The 19,513-nt window shown below is 40.0% G+C and carries 22 protein-coding genes; 3 read left to right on the top strand and 19 right to left on the bottom strand.

Going from position 1 to position 19,513, the window contains the following annotated elements; genetic code table 11:
* Positions 1 to 431: 431 nt before the first annotated feature.
* The 3 genes from J2X07_RS02535 to J2X07_RS02525 all read right to left on the bottom strand — a co-directional run bounded on the left by J2X07_RS02535 (position 432) and on the right by J2X07_RS02525 (position 3,264).
* Positions 432 to 917 (bottom strand): DinB family protein, encoded by a 486-nt coding sequence (locus J2X07_RS02535; RefSeq protein WP_310256133.1) that lies wholly within the window; start codon positions 915 to 917, stop codon positions 432 to 434.
* A 417-nt stretch (positions 918 to 1,334) separates the two neighbouring features.
* The gene (locus J2X07_RS02530; protein WP_310256131.1) at positions 1,335 to 1,757 is read right to left on the bottom strand and encodes a DUF1801 domain-containing protein; all 423 of its coding nucleotides are present in this window, start codon (positions 1,755 to 1,757) and stop codon (positions 1,335 to 1,337) included.
* Between the two features lie 271 nt (positions 1,758 to 2,028).
* Entirely contained in the window at positions 2,029 to 3,264 is a 1,236-nt protein-coding gene (locus J2X07_RS02525; RefSeq protein WP_310256129.1) for a molybdopterin-dependent oxidoreductase, read from the bottom strand.
* Positions 3,265 to 3,410: 146 nt separating this feature from the next.
* On the opposite strand from J2X07_RS02525, the gene J2X07_RS02520 reads away from it, so the two are divergent.
* Complete coding sequence (locus J2X07_RS02520; protein WP_310256128.1) at positions 3,411 to 4,394, top strand: D-2-hydroxyacid dehydrogenase family protein; 984 nt, start codon at positions 3,411 to 3,413, stop codon at positions 4,392 to 4,394.
* 18 nt (positions 4,395 to 4,412) lie between these two features.
* On the opposite strand, the gene J2X07_RS02515 is transcribed toward J2X07_RS02520, so the two are convergent.
* The 7 genes from J2X07_RS02515 to J2X07_RS02485 all read right to left on the bottom strand — a co-directional run bounded on the left by J2X07_RS02515 (position 4,413) and on the right by J2X07_RS02485 (position 10,601).
* Positions 4,413 to 5,708, bottom strand: a complete 1,296-nt coding sequence (locus J2X07_RS02515) for an Nramp family divalent metal transporter (RefSeq protein WP_310256127.1) — start codon at positions 5,706 to 5,708, stop codon at positions 4,413 to 4,415.
* Between the two features lie 107 nt (positions 5,709 to 5,815).
* Entirely contained in the window at positions 5,816 to 6,469 is a 654-nt protein-coding gene (locus J2X07_RS02510) for a 3-oxoacid CoA-transferase subunit B (protein ID WP_310256126.1), read from the bottom strand.
* Positions 6,466 to 7,149, bottom strand: a complete 684-nt coding sequence (locus J2X07_RS02505; RefSeq protein WP_310256125.1) for a CoA transferase subunit A — start codon at positions 7,147 to 7,149, stop codon at positions 6,466 to 6,468. The genes J2X07_RS02510 and J2X07_RS02505 overlap by 4 nt, the downstream gene beginning before the upstream one ends.
* 433 nt (positions 7,150 to 7,582) lie before the next feature.
* Positions 7,583 to 7,918, bottom strand: a complete 336-nt coding sequence (locus tag J2X07_RS02500) for a DUF3870 domain-containing protein (protein WP_310256123.1) — start codon at positions 7,916 to 7,918, stop codon at positions 7,583 to 7,585.
* A gap of 57 nt (positions 7,919 to 7,975) precedes the next feature.
* On the bottom strand, positions 7,976 to 8,545 hold the full coding sequence (locus J2X07_RS02495; RefSeq protein ID WP_310256122.1) for a nitroreductase family protein: 570 nt from the start codon (positions 8,543 to 8,545) through the stop codon (positions 7,976 to 7,978).
* Positions 8,546 to 9,029: 484 nt separating this feature from the next.
* A complete protein-coding gene (locus tag J2X07_RS02490) occupies positions 9,030 to 9,608 on the bottom strand; it encodes a TetR family transcriptional regulator (RefSeq protein WP_310256120.1) in 579 nt (192 codons plus the stop codon).
* Between the two features lie 3 nt (positions 9,609 to 9,611).
* A complete protein-coding gene (locus J2X07_RS02485; protein WP_310256118.1) occupies positions 9,612 to 10,601 on the bottom strand; it encodes an aldo/keto reductase in 990 nt (329 codons plus the stop codon).
* 180 nt (positions 10,602 to 10,781) lie between these two features.
* On the opposite strand from J2X07_RS02485, the gene J2X07_RS02480 reads away from it, so the two are divergent.
* Positions 10,782 to 11,105, top strand: a complete 324-nt coding sequence (locus J2X07_RS02480; RefSeq protein ID WP_310256116.1) for a MerR family transcriptional regulator — start codon at positions 10,782 to 10,784, stop codon at positions 11,103 to 11,105.
* Positions 11,106 to 11,151: 46 nt separating this feature from the next.
* On the opposite strand, the gene J2X07_RS02475 is transcribed toward J2X07_RS02480, so the two are convergent.
* The 4 genes from J2X07_RS02475 to J2X07_RS02460 all read right to left on the bottom strand — a co-directional run bounded on the left by J2X07_RS02475 (position 11,152) and on the right by J2X07_RS02460 (position 15,010).
* A complete protein-coding gene (locus J2X07_RS02475) occupies positions 11,152 to 11,880 on the bottom strand; it encodes an exonuclease domain-containing protein (RefSeq protein ID WP_310256115.1) in 729 nt (242 codons plus the stop codon).
* The gene (locus J2X07_RS02470) at positions 11,880 to 12,869 is read right to left on the bottom strand and encodes a DUF294 nucleotidyltransferase-like domain-containing protein (RefSeq protein WP_310256114.1); all 990 of its coding nucleotides are present in this window, start codon (positions 12,867 to 12,869) and stop codon (positions 11,880 to 11,882) included. Before J2X07_RS02470 ends, J2X07_RS02475 begins: the two co-directional genes overlap by 1 nt.
* 81 nt (positions 12,870 to 12,950) lie before the next feature.
* Positions 12,951 to 14,237: an ammonium transporter gene (locus J2X07_RS02465; protein WP_310257370.1), complete on the bottom strand. Its 1,287-nt coding sequence runs from the start codon at positions 14,235 to 14,237 to the stop codon at positions 12,951 to 12,953.
* Positions 14,238 to 14,515: 278 nt separating this feature from the next.
* A complete protein-coding gene (locus tag J2X07_RS02460; protein ID WP_310256113.1) occupies positions 14,516 to 15,010 on the bottom strand; it encodes a lactoylglutathione lyase family protein in 495 nt (164 codons plus the stop codon).
* A gap of 126 nt (positions 15,011 to 15,136) precedes the next feature.
* Here J2X07_RS02460 and J2X07_RS02455 point away from each other — a divergent pair, with 126 nt between their 5' ends.
* On the top strand, positions 15,137 to 15,469 hold the full coding sequence (locus J2X07_RS02455; RefSeq protein ID WP_310256112.1) for a winged helix-turn-helix transcriptional regulator: 333 nt from the start codon (positions 15,137 to 15,139) through the stop codon (positions 15,467 to 15,469).
* Between the two features lie 72 nt (positions 15,470 to 15,541).
* On the opposite strand, the gene J2X07_RS02450 is transcribed toward J2X07_RS02455, so the two are convergent.
* The 5 genes from J2X07_RS02450 to J2X07_RS02430 all read right to left on the bottom strand — a co-directional run bounded on the left by J2X07_RS02450 (position 15,542) and on the right by J2X07_RS02430 (position 19,511).
* Positions 15,542 to 16,069, bottom strand: a complete 528-nt coding sequence (locus tag J2X07_RS02450) for an NAD(P)H-dependent oxidoreductase (protein WP_310256111.1) — start codon at positions 16,067 to 16,069, stop codon at positions 15,542 to 15,544.
* 101 nt (positions 16,070 to 16,170) lie between these two features.
* On the bottom strand, positions 16,171 to 16,608 hold the full coding sequence (locus J2X07_RS02445) for a MarR family winged helix-turn-helix transcriptional regulator (RefSeq protein WP_310256109.1): 438 nt from the start codon (positions 16,606 to 16,608) through the stop codon (positions 16,171 to 16,173).
* A 67-nt stretch (positions 16,609 to 16,675) separates the two neighbouring features.
* Positions 16,676 to 17,710, bottom strand: coding sequence for an aldo/keto reductase (locus J2X07_RS02440; RefSeq protein WP_310256108.1), 1,035 nt, complete (start codon positions 17,708 to 17,710; stop codon positions 16,676 to 16,678).
* Positions 17,711 to 17,742: 32 nt separating this feature from the next.
* Positions 17,743 to 18,609, bottom strand: a complete 867-nt coding sequence (locus J2X07_RS02435) for an SDR family oxidoreductase (RefSeq protein ID WP_310256107.1) — start codon at positions 18,607 to 18,609, stop codon at positions 17,743 to 17,745.
* A 26-nt stretch (positions 18,610 to 18,635) separates the two neighbouring features.
* Positions 18,636 to 19,511 carry an SDR family oxidoreductase gene (locus J2X07_RS02430; RefSeq protein WP_310256106.1) on the bottom strand — a complete coding sequence of 292 codons (876 nt, stop codon included), beginning with the start codon at positions 19,509 to 19,511 and terminating at the stop codon, positions 18,636 to 18,638.
* Positions 19,512 to 19,513: the final 2 nt, after the last annotated feature.

The following is a 19,513-nucleotide window of genomic DNA, read 5'->3' as shown; positions in this document are numbered from 1 at the left end:
GGCTTTTTTTAATGAGTGCTTTCCGCTTAGTTCATAGATATAATCAACATTCTTTTTAACACCTTTTTTAGGAAGTTTTCGTAACCTTTGTTGTTTTTGGAAGTTGTTGTTTTCCGTTCCAGATTGCTCGCTTTCCGCGGGGCAGGCGATGAGCCACATTCGGACGTTTCACTTTTGCTTGTCGGGGCTGACCAAACCGCTTCCGCTTTTCGGACTGCCCGCCTGTCCCGCAGGAGTCTCGCATCTTCACTCCAATCAATTGCCAAAGAAGAAAAAAATGAGATTTTAAAGTAACAATCTTTTAGAAAACAGCCTTTTTTTATAACTGTTGCCTTTTTGTACCGCATTATTCCCTCTTACCGCACACCCCGCTGAGTATCCTGGAGCGGATATCAATTTCAAGAGCAATAAAGTATGCGAAAACAAATAATTTAATGAACGCCGTTCTTTGGGTCCCAGTTTCCTGTTGTTTTTCGAATTTCGATAATCTGCCCGATATGGTATGCATTGTGAATGTTGATATTCGCGATAACGGAATACCATGGATCGTGACGGTCATCATGAGCAGAACGCTGCAAAAATTCATCATCAGCCTCTTTTAGAAGGCTCTTCCAGTCTGTGAGGACGTGTTGAAGGCGCTGTTTTGTTTTCTCCCAGTTTTCATTTTCCTCTTTTTCAAAAGACTCATCGTTGCTTTCGATTGATTTTGCAGGTGTGATTCCTTTGAACCTACTCAAGTAGCGCTCGTTCCAAAAAACCAGATGTGTAACGATCTCCCAGATGGAATTACTGTTTCCCGTTTTTTGGGAAGCTTGCTCCTCTGTCAGCCCATCCAACGCCTTCTCCACCGGAACAAACCAATTCGGTTCATTATGGTTAGCTTCCATTTGTCTCATCAACACTGTTTTATTATCCATTGTACCCTCCTGTTCAAAACTAGAATTAAGTCATTGTTTACATTCCCTTTTAACAAGAGATATCCTTTTTAAAATTAGTTTAAGATTACGGTACGTGAAATTATTGTTAAAATAAACACCTAAATTATTAAACTTCTTTCAAATGTCCAAACAACTTGTCCGTTTCTGCATAAAATGTATTAACCAACGCGAAGAACTAAGGTTGACGGAAGTTTCTGTGAGGTGAAATATGAATGTGCTGTAATAACTCTTGGAACTCTTGGAAAGACCATAAATGTGAATCTTCATCCTCTTCTTCAAGCTTTTTTCTTAAATGTAAAAAGTGCAGAAAGAAAAAGAAAAAAAGCTGTGACTGCGGATGCAAAGACTAATGAATTAAAATAGGAGTCCAATTATGGACTCCTTTTGACATACATATTATTGATTCGGATATGTTTTCTTTAGAAACGTGATCGATTGGCGAATGATTTTTTTTAATATCTCTACATCAATATCAGCTACTTTATTGATGTATACACACGCTTTTCCTGATGTATGTTTTCCAAAATCACGCAGCAATTCTTCACGCCCTGTATCACCTGTAGCAAAATACAAACTGATTTTCGCTTTACGCGGTGAGAATCCAACCAGCGGCGCATCTCCTTCATGACCGGAGTCGTATTTATAATGATACGATCCAAATCCGATGATACTCGGTCCCCACATCTTGGCCTCAAAACCTGACGCTTCAGTAAAAAGATCCAGCAATTTATAAGCATCTTCCCTTTTCTTTTGTTTTTCAACATTTTCAATAAACTCGATAACACTTTTGTCTGTTTCTTTTGTTTTCAATTCGTACATAAAAGTCACTCCTTTTTGTCATCTGCTAATCTATCAATTCTATATAAAGCTCTTTTTTCCTATTTTAATATGGCTGTTTTTGTATTCATTGTTGCTTTTGAATGTAATTGATTTCCGTTCCAGGATGCTCGCTTTCCGGTGCAGGCGTCTAATACCTTCCACTCCAATCAACTATCAACGAAGACAATAAAACAAGATTAAAAAGAAACAACCTTATAGAAAACACCTTCAATATAAGAAAGGAGCCCATAATTTACTGGACTCCTTTAACTTATACGCCTTTAACCCAGGCATTTTTCGAATAACCGCGCTCTTCCCAATATCCGGTGTGTTCTTCTGCGATCAGTTCAATTCGATTGAGCCATTTTACAGATTTATAGGCATACATTTTAGGTATGATCAGTCTGACCGGACCGCCGTTTTGTTGATCGATTATTTGACCATCGATCAGCATGGCAACCATAACATCATTCATCATCGCTTGTTTTACCGTTAATGTATCCGAATAGACGCCATCCGCTGAATAAAACTTAACAAATTTTGCCCCTTTTTTTATTCCTGCTTCTGTTAGCAATCTTTTTAACGGAATGCCTTCCCACGTGCAATTATATACACTCCATCCAGTCACACAATGAAAGTCACTTACTTGTACATCTCTCTGGACTTGTATAAATTGCCCCCAATTATATGTTTTTTTTCGATCAACCAGCCCATTAATTTCTAAATTCCAATTTTGATTGTTCAATTCTGGAACTTCGGTAACGGTATAATACCGGAACTCACCTTTCCTCCCGCCTCCGATTGGCGGTGCAGACTTTGCGTTCGGATCTGGCAATGGCGAGAAATCGTTCCCATCTGGAAGTGGTGTTTTCTTGCTCGACGAAGCCGGAACAAATGGCCGCACCCACTGCATAAATGAAGGCAAAAATGCTGCAGCGATAATACTTCCGCTCAATAGTTTAAGGAAGGTTCTTCTTTTATAAACCGGGTTTTCCTTATCAATGAACATAGGTTCTGATAAAGAATTTTCGACTCGCTTATTTTCGCCCAGTTTCTTAAACCAGCGGCTTCTTGTCACACTATGGTAGATGGCATAAGGGACGCCAAACCATGTAGCAGCATCATGAACGAACAATGAAACTGAACTAACGATTGGCGGGAATTGGCGGTGATACGTCAATTCCAAACCAGAGAGAATAAGAAGGAAGAGAATCGCCAGAACGACATAAAGATTAATTCTATGATTCTTCTTTTTGCGAAGTGTGATAAGATGCTTACCCAATTTAGGAAGATAGAACAAGAACGGCAAACAAAAGATAAACCCGCTCCATATATGAACATCCTTGACCCAAACTCTTAATGCCGGCAATGAAGATCGAAAAGAAGAGGAGAATAAGATAAAACCTGAAAGGCTTAACAGTAAAAATAAAACAGCGTTCCAATGGTGAAGCTGTATCAATCTTTTTCCGAATTTTAATTTTCGTTGAAAGAAGATTTTTGCGTTCATCCTTCTCCCCTTCTTTCCGAATTTTTATTTATCCTTATTTTAACATGCAAAAATAAGAATCGTTTTTATCTTGTAAAATTTCAGATATTACACTCGCTTATTGTAAAATAAAAGAAATGAAGGATAAAAAGAAAGGGGTATTTGATATGAAAGTAGTTATAATAGACGACTGGGAAAAATGCTTTGGGACAAACCCCGAGATTGATAGGTTAAAAGAACACTTCCATGTTGAAATCTATCACGATCAACCTTCAGCAGCTCTTTTGATGAAACGTCTTGAGGATGCGGATGTTATCCTTCCCATTAGAGAGCGTACAACATTCACAAAAGAGATTTTACAAAGTCTCAAAAAAATTAAACTGATCGCACAAACCGGTGCAGGACTTGCACATATTGATATGGATGAAGCAAACCGGCTGAAGATACCGGTTGCTGCAACTCCTGGCGGATCTTCAGCAGTGATCGAACTCATCTTCGGGTTTATGATTGCTCACTCCCGAAAACTCGCCTCTTTAAATGAAGAGATGAAAAGAGGAAATTGGATTCAGTCCGCCGGAATAGGATTACAAGGTAAAACCGTAGGGATTATCGGACTTGGAAAAATCGGTTCTGGCGTTGCCAAGATTGCGAAAGCCTTTCAGATGAATGTAATTGCGTGGGGTCCTCGTTTAACAGAAGATCGCGCACAGGCAGAAGATGTGGAGTTTGTAGAGCTTAATCATTTGCTGCAGTCTTCCCATTTTGTGGTGATCGCCGTTAGACTTGTTCCTAAAACAAGGCATCTATTAACAGAACAGCATTTTCGGCTGATGAGAGAGGATGCATTTTTAATCAACACTTCGAGAGGTGAAGTCGTCGATGAACAGGCGTTGGCAAATGCACTAAAGGAAAATTGGATCAGCGGTGCAGGGCTCGATGTATTTTCAGAAGAACCGGTCAATGCTGATAATCCATTCTTGCAACTGGATAATGTCCTCCTTACTCCCCACATTGGCTGGAAGACTGATAACATGTTTCATCAGTTCTTATTAACGAGTATTGATAACATTCTTTCTTATTTTGTAGATGGCACGCCTAAACGGATTGTGAATGGTGAAGTCTTAAATGCAAGTAAAAAACCCGCGTTATAAGACGCGGGTTTACTTCTTCTAGAAAAGCTTCTGCAGTTCATTTATTCCTAGAACGAGGAACATTAGCAGGCAGCCTATTAAGACAGCATTCGTCAGCCATTTGTTCCTGAATTCCGCTTCTACTTTTTTAGAATTTAATAGAATGATGAGTGAGATAGCGAGAAACGGCATAAACAGTGAACCGAGTGCTCCGTAAAGGATAATGAGCTGAACAGGCTTGCCAAAAAAGAATATCAGCATCGGCGGAAAAGTCAGCCATGCCAAGTAAGCGCGATAAGATGGGTCTTTTTCAGATACAGGTTTTACCGTATGCAAGTCCTCTTTCTTTGTGCGAATCGTTCTAACAAAGTCAGCGAATAAATAAGGTACGCCATTCCAAACACCGAGTAAAGACGTGAACGCTGCTGACCAGAAAGCTAAGAGAAAAAGCCATCTAAGCGGTGTACCAAATTCATCACCAAGCATTTCGCCTAATTGCAGCAAGCCTTGATCGCCTTGAAGCTTAACATCTGTGCCGTACAAAAATTTCGCTCCGATGATAAGGGCAGCCATACAAAAAATCCCCGTAATTGTGTAGGCCACTTTCGCGTCCAGTTTCATAACCGGCATCCAGCCTTTGCCGTTCCAGTTTTTTTCTTTTAACCAATACCCATAAGAGGCCATAGTGATTGTGCCGCCTACGCCGCCGATCAAACCAAGTGCAAGCATGAGCGATCCATCAGGCATCGTAGGAACTAATCCTCCGGCAAACTCTCCTAATGTCGGGAGGAACAGGACGGCTGTTCCGATAATCGTGATGAACATGACACCGATCAACACAGTCATAATTCTCTCAAAAAGCAAGTAACGGCCAGTCCAAACTAATGCAAATCCTAGTAAAGAATGGACGACTGCCCACGCCCAAATTGGCATAATCGGGAGCATCGCATGCATACCAAGTCCGCAAGTCAGAGCTGCTGCAGCACCATATATGTAACCCCATATAACAGAATAGACGCCAAAATAACCGGTTGCCCATTTTCCTAATGAATGCCAGCCTTGCAGGATCGTTTGTCCTGTGGCTAAATACCAGCGGCCGACACCTTCGTTCAAGTAGTATTTTAAAATAGAACCGATGATAATCGCCCAAACGAACGTCATACCAAATGATGTTCCAATGACAATCGCCGTAATCATGTCAGCTGTCCCTACTCCTGTTGCCGCAACAACAAATCCTGGGCCAATCATTCTTAGTTTTTGCCCAAACGTTTGAGGTGGTGAATTTTGAGATTGAATACTGTTCAAATCTTGATTTATGTTTACTTCGCTTTTCACATGCAACTCCTCCTTTTAATGATGAATGAACAGAAAACGTTTTCAAAATATTTTATAAAAATAGCATTCATCTATTATGACATAGTTCAGAAAATTCCATCAACTGTTTATCTGTTCATTGTATGGCTAACTTCAAATGAACCTTCTGTTTTTTTCACGACTTCATCTAGTTCTGTTTCAGGCATGAGTTCGGTCAAATAACATTTGCCATCTTTAAATTCAAACACGGCAAGTTCTGTAATGAGTACGTCAATTTTTCGAATGGAAGTAATGGGATAGGTGCACTTTTTAACGAGTTTAGAACGGTTCTCTTTATCTGTATGCAGCGTTGTGATAATAATTTTTTTTGCGCCTGCCATCAAGTCCATCGCACCGCCTACCCCAATGATGTTTTGTCCTGGAATCGCCCAGTTGGCGATGCAACCCGTCTCATCGACTTGTAATGCTCCTAATATAGCTGCATCAATATGTCCTCCTCGAATCATACTGAACGATTCGGCACTGTCGAAGTACGAAGCACCGATTGTTTCCCCGATCGGCAACTTTCCGGCATTTACGATTAAAGGATCGATTTCGTCGTTCTTCGTTAAATCTCTTACTCCTAGAAGTCCATTTTCTGTGTGCAAAAAGATATCATCGGACTTTATAAATTTACTAACGAGTGTCGGTATTCCGATTCCGAGATTGACGATAGACCCTGGTTTTATTTCTTCTGCCGCACGTTTGGCAATTCTTTCTTTTATGTTGATGATGCCGCTCATCGAGAAACCACCCCTTCCTTCGTCAGTACTTTTTTGCTGAGAACGATTGCATCGACATATAGGTGCGGTGTAACAATTTCTTCAGGATTCAGCATACCGTTTTCTACGATCTCATCCACTTCTGCTATGACGAAACGTGCGGCAGTTGCCATCATCGGATTAAAATTTCTCCCCGTTTTGTAATACACGAGATTTCCGAGCCGGTCTGCTTTATGTGCTCTGACTAGCGCAACATCAGCGGTTAGCGCTTCTTCAAAACAATAAAGCTCTCCGTTGATCTCTCTTGTTTCTTTTCCTTTTGTGATTTCGGTGTTTACACCTGTTTTCGTGTAGAAACCTCCGATCCCCGCTCCTCCAGCACGGATTGATTCTGAAAAAGTCCCTTGCGGCAATAGTGTGATGTCGATCTCCCCGGCATGATACTTCTCACCCACTTCCCGGTTACTTGTAAAATAGGAACCTATCGCACTTTTAATCTTCCCTTGACGCAGCAAAACACCTAATCCCTTTCCCTCTTCACCAAGGTTGTTCGAGATAATGGTCAGATTCATTGCATTATAACGGGTTAGCGCTTCGATCAAAGTTAATGGGGCTCCAACCAGCCCAAATCCCCCGACCATCACGGTCATTCCTGTTTTCACATGCTGTACGGCTTCCTCTACACTTCTTACTTTGTTCAACGCCTCCACCTCCTGGTTCATTAGTATTTCTTAGGCCGTTAAAGAATTTTTTAAGATTTTTAAGAAGTGCTTCACAGAAAAGTTAATTGAAGCGGAAGGGAGAGACTCCTGCAGGATGAGTGGGACAGGTGAAATCTCTTAATATCGCAAGGCGATAAGAGATCTCACCGCACACCCTGCGGAAAGCGAGCAACTGAAGTGAAAATTAACTTCATTCAAATCCATCTCTTTGAAAAACAAAAAAAAGCCCGCACTTAACCAGAGTAAAAAGGAAACAATTTCTTTCCCTACTTACAATGGATAAGCTAGGCTTTCTTAATTTCTGTGAAATGGGTGTTTTCCACCATTAAGAACACACTAATCCGTTTAGTAGACTTCTTATTTTTTTCGTTAATACGTTTACTATAGCAAACAAAAATTTGATTCACAAGTATTATTCTGAATGTTTCGTCTTTTCGTTGTAACGCTTGTAAGCTGCTTTTACTGCAACAACTACTGAACTGGTAGAAGGCGTGTAATAGTGAGTTTCTATTCGTTTTACCAAATCTTCAATACCGTTTGATAAATCATAATTAACAATGACTCTTCTTAAAAAATCTTTCGCGAGATCCGTAACAAACGTAAATTCTGCATTCACAATTTTGTTCGTTTCCGTGTTGATCTCCATGACGATTCCGGATGTTTTGTAGATTTCGTACATGGAACTCCCTTGAGGTGCTTTTGCATATCCCGTCACTAAAACCGTTTTCATCTCTGTAAGCTGACTCATGAAATCTTCCACCCTTTTTATTTGTTATTCTACCATTTTAAAAGATTCTGAGTTTAGTTAATCGATCCATTTTGTAAAGATTTCAAATCCTGTTTTATTAATCTTTGGAGGTTCCATGTCGGGATAACCAATGTAGACGAATCCGGCCAGTTCTCCTTTTGACGATAATCCAAAAAATTCAATGATTTTAGCATGATACGTGACATGACCTGTTCGCCAAATCGCCGCTAAGCCAAGAGCATGTGCTGCAAGCAGCATATTATGAATACAACTCGCGACAGCAGCGAACTCTTCTTTTATGATCACATTCTTCTTATCACTTGGTTCAACACCTACCGCGATAATGACAGGCGCTCTTAATGGATTATTCTTCGCTTTTTCGGTTTTTTTCGTTAATTCATCAGAGGGCAGCCCTGCGTTTTCATTTCTGGTAATTTCCTCTAAAACAGCGCCGAGCTTGTGCCTTCCGTCTCCTGTAATGACAAAGAAACGCCAAGGTTCTGTCCGATAATGATTTGGCGCAAATGTTCCTGCTTCGAGAATTTTTTCAATGTGATCAACAGGTACAGGAAGGTCTTTCACTTTCCCAATGCTTCTTCGCGTTTTAATCGCTTCGAATACGTTCAAATACGACCACACTCCTCTCTCTTTACAAATATTCTGGGACACAAACGGTTAGTAGCAAATTTTATAAATAATAATGGCTGTTTTCTAAATGCTGTTTTCGCAAACTTTGTAGCCCTTGGATGGGTTCATTTCCGCTACAGGACTCGCTTTAATTAACTGTTCAATGAAGAACTTTTCAAAAATATCTCTATAGCAAAAATCTTCTAGAAAAAATTCTTTCTAAAAGATTGTCGCTTGGTCAATTCTGTATTTTCCTCCAATGATAAGTTGTTTGGAGTGTAGGATGTGAGACTCCTCGAAAATGGGAATTCAACAAATCCGATATCTCCAACTCACAATAAAGCCTCTCAATGCCACTTGAGAGGCTCACTCCTATATTCGATACGGTGAAAATGGCGGGATTGGAACATTTTCAGGCGAAACCTTATGTACAAAAAAGAACCTTGTCCATAAATGCGAACAAGGTCTTTCATCATTATTCTTCTTAAAATTTCAATCCTGAAAGCAGCAGGTTCCAGACAAGTCTAAATTCTTCATCAATGTTGGGTGAAGTCCATTCTTTAGCAAGTGCAGGATGGTGAAAACGGGCTGTCCCATAAAATATCCCCGCCGCTACTTGACCCGCATCGCTCCTTTTAAATTCATTCTTTCGTATGCCTTCTTCAATAATCTCCGTTAATTGCTGGATCAATTCATTAATATGTGCCGTAATTCCCTCTACCGATTCTTCCGCAAGTGCGTTATACATGGAGAACAGTTCAGGATCTTCTATGGCTTTAGACCTTTTCGTATGAATCAATGTTTGAAACCATTTCTGTAATTTTTCCATAGAACTGCCGCTTTCTTTCACGATTTCAGCAAGGGGAATCGAGACTCTTTTCAGCCAGCGTTCACCAACCGCCTCTCTTAAAGCAGATTTACTAGGAAAATGCCGATAAAGCGTTCCATGGCTTACTCCTAAAGCACGAGCTACATCTACTACAGAGGCTTTTTCCAAGCCGAAGCGACGGAGAACTTCTTCTGCAGTATCCAGGATTTGTTCTTTTGCTAATGGTGCTGCCATCTTTTATTCCACTCCGAGCATTGCCATCTGCTCTTTTGCGTAACGAGTTCCTGCAACTTCTACTGCCGGTACAGCAGCTTCAATTTTAGCTAGGTCTTCGGAGTTTAATTTGAGTTCCAGTGCACCGAAAGCATCTTCTAAATGAGTGCGTTTGCGTGCGCCGATTAACGGAATGATATCCTCACCTTGAGAGAGGACCCATGCAATTGCAAGCTGTGCCACTGTTGTTTGTTTTTCTTCTGCAATTCCACGTAAAGCTTCAACAAGAGCCAGGTTTTTCTCTAAATTCTCGCCCATAAAACGAGGAGAGAACGAACGGAAATCGATTTGCCCTTGACGATCTTTGGACCATTTACCGCTTAAAAGCCCTCTGGATAATACCCCGTAAGCTGAAAGAGAGATTCCGAGTTCACGTAATGTCGGCAGGATTTCAGCTTCAATACCTCGGCTGAACAATGAGTATTCGATTTGAAGCCAGCTGATTGGATGGACAGCATGTGCCTTGCGAATCGTTGCAGCATTCGCTTCGGAAAGTCCGATTTGCTTCACATATCCCGCTTTTACCATGTCTGCCATCGCCCCAATCGTTTCTTCGATTGGAACATTCGGATCAACACGTGCAGGCTGATAAAGATCTATATAATCAACGCCCAAACGCTGAAGCGTATAAGCCAGATTGTTTTTGATTGCTTGCGGGCTATTGTTCATTCCGATCCAACCGCCATCCGGAGATCTTAGTACACCTGTCTTAACAGCGATGAATGCATTTTCTCGTTTCGTGCCCTGTAACGCTTCGCGCAGCAAGAGTTCGTTATGCCCTACACCGTAAAAGTCCCCTGTATCAAAAAGAGTAACTCCTTTTTCTAGCGCCTCATGGATCGTAGCGATGCTTTCTGATCTGTCTGCATTGCCGTATAAATCTGACATTCCCATGCATCCTAAACCTATGGATGAAACTTCAGGTCCATTATTTCCTACTATTCTCTTATTCATTTTCGTACCTCCACTTTTATGATGATTTTATTATAATTCATTAAATGACAAATGACAAATTTTTATTTTTGTCATTTTTTTAAATTAAATTTTCTCGTTAGAAATCAAATGTGAGAAAAACTAACATAAAAATGATACAATAGTAAAAATTTAAGCTATTTCACGGTAAAGGGGATTAGGATGGCAGCTGATAAAATATCTTACAAAGATAAAAAGGTCATTTCGATCGGAGTCATAAGCGAACTCACTGGATTGTCTGAACGCAAAATCCGCTATTACGAAGAAAGAAAACTGATTTTCCCTGAAAGAACCGGCAGAGGCACTAGAAAGTACTCTTTTTCAGATGTAGAAACATTAATGGAGATTGCAGATCGTATTGAAGACGGCGTTCAAACGTATGAAATAAAAAAAGAAATGACAAAAAAGAAAAATGAAAAAATGAGAGAAGAACGAAACAAAATGATCCGCGGTCAAATTAACGCACAGTTTAATATTAGAAAATAAAATAGCTGACTCCTCATCAATCAGAGAAGCCAGCTATTTTTCCGTATTATCTTGCTAACCGTTCATACACGTCGTGCAAGCATTTTAAGCCTTGATCTTGAATCTTCTTTATATAGATGCTCCATAATTCCGCCGTCATCTTCGCATCCCCTAATGCATGATGCCTTTCTACAACCTGAATATCACAATGATCACAAAAGTCCTCTAAACGAACGAGTTCTATTTGGGGTTCAGCAATCTTATATAAAAAGGAAGTATCCACGATTCGATGGATAAACTTTTTTCGAAACAGCTTCCAGTTCGCATGCTGCAGAAACTTCTTTTCATGACTGGCATGATGAGCAACAAGCACGTCTCCTTTTACGAATGCATAAAAATCGACCAGCACTTTCGATAACTCTGGCGCTTCTGCAATCTCCTCATCCTGAATGCCAGTCAGTTCCTTAATTTCAGCTGAGAGCACCTGTTTGCAGCGAGCCAGCGAATAAAATGTTTCATCGTGCTGAATTTTCCCGCCCTTTACTTTTACAGCTCCGATCGAAATGATTTCATCCCCTTGATCAGGGAAAAATCCCGTTGTCTCTAAATCGAACACAACGACATTCAATTCATTTAAAGGTATACTCAACGCTTTTTCACTTCTCGCTTCTTTTTCCAACTGTCTTATGAAAGCTAGCTGCTGTGCACTGGATTGGCCTTGCAATGAAGCGTAAACACTTGAATTCACTTTTCCTTGGACTTGTTTCATAAACTGGATAAGGGGATCAAATCTCATTACTGCATCTTCCCTTTAATAATGGACTTCGTATATTCTTGAAGTTTCTTACCATTTTTAAAAAGGTTTTTCAGCTCTTTTTTCTCCGCTTTATCCAGTTCCTTTATATCCAAGTAATGGACATCATCATAATCTTCCGTACTTTTCTGGTGCTGTTTAAGCCGGTAACTCAGCAGCTTTTCAAAATCAGCCCGATACACATCCAGTTCAGCTGTATATGCCGGTAAATTAGAAAGCTCATCAATCCTCGAAAGGGTAGTTGATGATGCTGCTTTTTCTTTTAAAGCAAATAAACGAATGCAATTCACAAAAGGAAGAAATCCAGAGTGCTTAAGATCAATACTGCCCGTATGAGCGCCATGCGTTTCCGTTAAAAATTGCTGAAAGACACCGACGGCTTTTTTTACATGAATAGTATTCTCTAATAATCGTTCCATAAAATAAGGTTTCGTCTCTATATAATCATGGATTTTCTGTTTTAATTCACTAACATACTTTTCTTCTCCGACTAAAACCCGTGCATCATAGAAAATCAGCAGAAAACGAATGGATTCAAAGCTCTCTTCCTTCAGCCACTTCGTCATCTGTGCTTCCCATTCTCTTTTTGACTTGCACCATACCGGGTTAGAGCTCATGACATGGCCATCGCAATATGGATAACCGACAGCATACAATCCTGATGTGATCTCTTTTCCTAGCTTCTGAAAATATTCATTTGATTTCTCGTCAGATTGCTCGTAAATCAGACCGTGGTCTTGATCACTTATTATTGCCTGTTCAAACCTTCCTGCACTTCCCATAAGAAACCAGGAAAATAAACAAGGCGGTTCGCCGCATTGTACTTTCATTCGTTCCAATGCAATTTCATATACGTTTTTCATTACGGTATCATGAAAATGATTCAATTCAGCCGAATCTGTCAAATGTTTATCAATTTCACTGTCGCGCCAGTTTTTTAATGAATCATACGAATTTATCACCATGCTCATTTCAACACATCCTATTTATGAAAAAACATAGGGGTCTGTCCCCGGGTCTGTCCCGGGGACAGACCCCTATGCCGTTCATCATTAATTCGCTAACCTGCTTTGCTCTTCCTTTTGTTCTTCTTTCCTTTGTTCTTCTTTCATGAAGGCTTCAGGATAACCGTAGCTTCCATGTTCACTTACATCTAACCCGATGATTTCCTCTTCCTCAGTTACACGCAATCCATTCATAACTTTTTTCATTACGTAAAGAATGGCAAACGATACGACGAAGGCAAAGAGTCCGCAAACCGCAACACCCATCGCCTGTACCCCAAGCTGGTGGAATCCGCCGCCATAAAACAATCCGGGCTTACCAACTGCTGCCAGTTCTTTCGTTGCGAACAAGCCATTGGATAAAGTACCCCAAATCCCTGCAGCACCATGAACAGAAAGCGCAAAGATCGGATCATCGATCTTCAGTTTATCGAATAGCTTCACACTATAAAACACGAGTATTCCGGCAACAAATCCGATGACAACTGCTGCCCAAGTTTCAACAAATGCACATGAAGCCGTAATGGCAACGAGCCCTGCCAATGCTCCGTTCAAAATCGTCGTAATGTCTGACTTGCCTAAAACCATCCAAGAGATGATCAACGCTGCAATTGCTCCTGCTCCAGCTGCAAGGTTTGTATTTAACGCGACAAATCCGAAAAAGCCATCATCTACAACAAACGTGCTTCCAGCATTGAAGCCAAACCAGCCAACCCATAATACAAGAACGCCTAACGCTGTGAAAACTTGATTATGACCGTAAATATTGTTCACTGTACCATTTTTATTAAATTTTCCAATTCGCGGTTTTAATAGAATCGTAGCTGCGAGCGATGCCGCTGCTCCCGTTAAGTGAACAACCGTTGAACCTGCAAAATCCTGCTTGCCGTGTTCAGCCAGCCATCCGCCGCCCCAAATCCAATGTGCGATGATCGGATAAACGATAGCGGAGAAAAGAATCGAAAACACAACGTATGCCGTTAGTTTGGCACGTTCCGCAAAACCACCGAACGCGATGGTTAAGGAGATGCCTGCGAATGCGAGCTGAAATAAAAAGTATGCTGACGTTGAATAATTCATTCCCTCAGCTTGTTTGCCGGAATAAAAGAAATCTGACAGACCGACAAAGAAGTTTCCGCTATTACCAAAAATAAATCCGTATCCTACCGCCCAGAATACGATTGAAGCCATTCCAAACGTAAAGACGGTCTTCCCTGCAATATGGCCGGCATTTTTCATACGTGTTGAACCGGCTTCAAGTAAAATGAAGCCTCCTTGCATTAAGATGACAAGTACAGCGCCTAATACAAGCCAGACACTATTTAATGAAAACATGATTTCTTTCACGAAAAACGCCTCCTAATTGAGTTAATACATTCCCGATGTTATAAAAGCTGACATGTAGTATTTTTATTCATTTTAAAGGGTTTTGGTGCTCAATCAAGAGTCGTGTCAGAAAATCTTACATAGTTTATAAATGGTATTTTTAATGATTTCATTTTATTTGTTAGCTGTCTCAACAGTGTAATCGCTTCCATTTTGATAGATCAATAAGAATAAAAATAGCACACACAATCCCTTTTAAGAATTGGCATGCTACCTTAGCTTATTATTTAGTAAGCTCCTTGTGAGTATGTGAGCTCATAGCTATGTGTATATATTTCAAAGATATTTCCAAACGGATCTTCGACATAAACCATTTTATAAGGCTTTTCATTTGGATAGTACTCACGAATCGGCATTCTTTGTTTTCCGCCGTATTCTTTGATTTTTTCTACAATCCCTTCAATGTCTGGGTCTTGGATACAAAAATGGAACAATCCAGTTTTCCAGTATTCAAAGTTGTTTTCTCGTTTTTCATTTTGAGGAAACTCAAAGAGTTCCACTCCGATCTTGTCCCCTGTTGCTAAGTGCGCAATTCTAAACGTCTCCCAATCGTTACCGAATACATCACGGCACATTTGTCCAATCGGTGTATCAACATTTTCTACATCAGAAGGTTCCATAATTACGTACCAGCCAAAAACCTTTGTGTAAAATTTGATTGCTTCCTCTAAGCTTGGTACAGATAGACCGATATGAGAGAATGATCTTGGATAAGTTGGCATACATCAATTCCTCCTTGATTATTTTTTATTTTGATATGGAGTCATTATACGAGACAAACTTTTAAAAGATAAGAACGTACTTTTAAGTGACATACTTACCTGCAAGTAAGAAAGGATGAGTGTATTTTGAATGTACATGTAAATGAAGATGGCAAATTGAAATGTTCCATTGAATATACGTTGCAAAAAATCGGCGGCAAATGGAAGACGTTTATCCTTTGGCATTTAGGTGAAGACGGCACGCTGAGATATAACGAGATCAGGAATTTGCTAAAAGGTGTAACTCATAAAGTTCTTGCTCACCAGTTAAAAGAACTTGAAGAAGATGGCTTCATCGGCCGTAAATCGTATAACACCGTTCCGCCAAAAGTTGAATACTCGCTGACCGAGCTTGGACAAACGTTAATGCCTATTCTTAAGCAAATGCATCTTTGGGGAACTGAGTATGGTGATTTTTAAAAATAAAAAAACATGCCCATTCATTACTGAATTAGCATGTTTTTTTATACTTCCACTTATTCCTTCTAATTTTTACAAATCTTCGTTTAAAACATACTGTGCATAGCTTTCTGCACTTTCTTTAACTTGTTCTTCTGATAGGAAACGTACGCCATGAACAGTAAATGGTGTGATGTATTTGGTTCCGATCAAATTGCTCGTTGCCTGCAGCGGACGAAGCAATTCACTGATTGTATAGTGGTTATAGCCTCCAGCAACGTAAGAAATTTCTGGTCCACCAGTAGATAATGCCAGCAAAAATTGCTTGCCGTGCAATTTATCCCCTCCTGGACCGTAAGCCCAGCCGAAAGACAATACTTCATCCTGCCATTTTTTTAGTAGTGATGGTGTGCTATACCAGTAAAACGGAAATTGGAACACGATTCTATCATGAGCCAATAGAAGTGCTTGTTCCTCTTCTACATCGATCTGTTCATTCGGATATACATCATATAAACGGCGCACCGTTACATTCTCATGCTTTTCAATTTCAGCTGCCCACGCATTATTCATAACAGATTGTTCGAGATTGGGATGTGCTACAAGTACTAAAGTTTTCATTTATAGTTCCTCTTTTCTATTCTTTCTTAGTTGTTTGTACAAACAACTATCATAGGTTTTAAAATCCTAAGCCAGAAGAAACCTAACCTAGGATTTTTAATTTATTTTTCTAGTTTATTTCCTGCTTCACGAATAAGAGCTGTCAATAAACGACTTTCTTCTTCCCCTAAAATTGCAGAGTACGTTTGAAAAAGATCTTTCCACGCCGCTCGAATTTCTTGCTGTGTGTTTTCCCCATCATCTGTTGGAAAGATAAATGATCTCTTTCCTTCTGCTTTTCGCTCAATCAACCCTTTCATAACGAGCTTGTCGATAAAACGCGTAATCGTAGAAGGCATCATATGCAGCTGTTCGGCTAACTCAGATTGCGAGATTCCCGGCTTATTATTCACTAACATAAGACAGAAAGCGTGTGTTGGAGATAAACCTGTTTTTTTAAACGAATCTTCTGCCATTCTTGTGATGGCTCGAGACAGTTTATTAACGGTAAAATATAGACAGTTATCTAAAATACAATTGTCCACATTGTTTTTTTCCATGATAAAACATCCTTTTCAGCATTGCTTGTACATACAAATTATCTCAATTAAAGTAAATTGTCAAATGTTAAAACTTTCTATGATTGTCTATTTTGTTATACGTTTTTCCATAGAGTGCATTCAATACTGGCTCCGATTTTAGGAAATCATGAGGGAATCCCAATTCGATCTTGCTCACTTCATTTAAACGAGTTAGATGCTCAGAATCTAGTGTGAAATCCAAACATTGCAGATTTTCTTTCATCTGTGATTCTTTCCGTGCACCGATAAGCGGAATGATTACACCACTTTGCTGGCGGACCCAATTCAATGCAATCTGTGATGGACTTTTATCGATTTCTTTTGCAATCTCAGCTACAACATCAGCAATGACTACATTTTTATCTTTTAATCTTGCACTATTCGGAGAAAGCCTTTTTGCTGTTTCGGTATCTTCATTTCTGTATTTACCCGTCAACGCACCGCCCGCCATTGGCGCCCATGCCGTTACACCAATATCCAGCGAACGTGCCATCGGCAATAGATCACGCTCAGGTGCACGCTGCATCAGGCTATATTCTACTTGAAGTCCAATAAAAGAGGTCCATCCTCTTAATTGAGCGAGCATATTCGCTTGAGATACGATCCATGCCGGTGTGTCTGAAATACCGATGTATAAAACTTTCCCAGATCGAACAAGGTCATCTAACCCTCTCATCACTTCTTCAATCGGAGTTGTAAAATCCCAAGCATGCAGCCAGAGAAGATCGATGTAGTCAGTTTGCAGCCTCTTTAAACTTGCTTCAACAGACTGAACTAAATTTTTCCGGTGGTTTCCTCCGCCATTCGGATCATTTGGACGTGTTGAAAGGGAGTATTTTGTCGCAATAACGAACTCTTCTCGTTTTGATTTCACGAATTCTCCTAAAAAAGCTTCACTCGTACCATTTGTATAATTTACCGCTGTGTCAATGAAGTTTCCGCCTTGTTCAACAAATGCATTAAAGATTTTTTCACTTTCTTCTTTTGAAGCGCCAAATCCCCAATCCTCACCAAAGGTCATTGTACCAAGGGCTAGTTCGGAAACACGGAGACCGCTTTTTCCGAGTAATTTATATTTCATTTTCTGATCTGCCTCCTGACATTGTTAATTTTTTAATCCTTAAAAGCTGATTTGTAATCATTGGCAAAGCTTTCAAATGTCACTGCTTTTTGCCCCGTGATCATTTCAATTGAATCTGATACTTCGGCTGTATACCCTAACTTATTGATATGGTATAGCTCTAACAAGGCGTCGGTTGTTTCTACCGGCATTCCAGCATCAAGCATAGATTGGCGTGCACTTTCAGCTGGAACATCTACATAGCGGATCGATTTACCTGTTACATCTGAAAGGATCTCTGCCATTTTTTGAAAGGAAATCGCTTCAGGACCTGATAAGTAGTAAGCTTTATTTTCATGACCTTCTTCCGTAAGAACATGAAAGGCAATTTTGGCTACATTTCTTGCATCGATCATCGCCACTTGTCCATCACCGATCGGGGCATAGAAAGCTCCGTGGTCTTTTATCGTATGTGAGCTAAAATTCACTACGTTTTGCATAAACGAATTTGGACGCAAGAATGTATAGGCGATTCCTGACTGTTCCATTTCTTTTTCAATAGCACGATGCCATTTAGCCATTGTGATTGCTTCCAAATCAGCTCCAGCGCCTGAAATTTTCACAAGATGTTTTACTTCAGATTCTTTTGCTGCCTTTATGATATTCATTGATAGCTCTACCATATTTGGAACGAAAGGTGTTGCAAAGTAAACTTTTTCAATGCCGTTCATTGCATTTACAAGTGATGTTTGGTCTTCAAGATTCGCAGAAACCAATTCAGCTCCAAATGCCTGCAGTTCTTCTGTTCTGCTTGCAGGTCGAATGGCAGCTCGAACTTTATGTCCATTTTCAGTCAAAAGCTTAACCAATTCTTTTCCGATATTTCCTGTTCCGCCGATTACTAAAATTTTTGCTTCCATCTAATGTTTACTCCTTTTTCTGTAGCTTAAAGCACACTGCTTAACAGCTCGGTTTTACTGAAATTATGATCTTTTACTTCTGGCCGTAGTAAACTCATACTTACATTCCACAGTCTTTCAGCTGTGTCTGGGTCGTTTGCATTTGGAAGGGTTTGAACAGCTTTACACTTTTCAAAGTATTCTCCACTGATTCCTTTAACGATTGGTGAGGTTGCCAAATACACAGGTGTTACGGCTCCGTTTTCTGTTTTTGATGACATTACACCAAATATTGATCTCAACAACCAAGGCAGCTGATGCATAATGTTTGATTTAATGATTCCTGGATGAAGGCTGTTCACAGTAATTGGTCTGCCTTTTAGACGTTTTGCCAGTTCTTTTGTAAAAAGGATCAATCCGAGTTTCGTTGGACCTACCGCTTTATAGAAAGCATAATTTCGCTCGACCATCAAATCATCAAAGTTCATTTTTATGCCATTGTGTTTGGAGGCCACATTGATGATTCTGCCTTCGCCGCTTGCTTCTAAAGAGTCCAGTAAAAGATGGGAAAGTAAAAAATGGGATAAGTAATTTGTTGCAAACGTCGTTTCAATACCGTCTTCTGTTACTGATCTCTTTGGCAAGAATACTGCAGCGTTATTGATTAAAACATCGAGCTTGCTGAATTTTTGCTTAAACTCTTCTGCAGCCTTCTTAACTTGCAGCTGGGAGGAAAGATCTGCAACGATTAAATGGATATTGTTATTTCCGGTCTCTTGCTTGATGATTTCTACCGCTTCTTTCCCTCTCTCTTCACTCCTTGAAAGAATAACAACGGTCATACCATTTTTGGCAAGTTCAAGAGCTGTCGCTTTACCGATGCCGGAATTGCCTCCTGTAATGAAAACGATCTTGTTTTCCAAAC

Origin of the sequence: Fictibacillus barbaricus (genome assembly GCF_031457135.1) — a bacterium.
GTDB lineage: Bacteria > Bacillota > Bacilli > Bacillales > Fictibacillaceae > Fictibacillus > Fictibacillus barbaricus_A.
The sequence above is the reverse complement of the archived record's forward strand: the minus strand, read 5'-3'. Positions and strand labels throughout refer to the sequence as shown.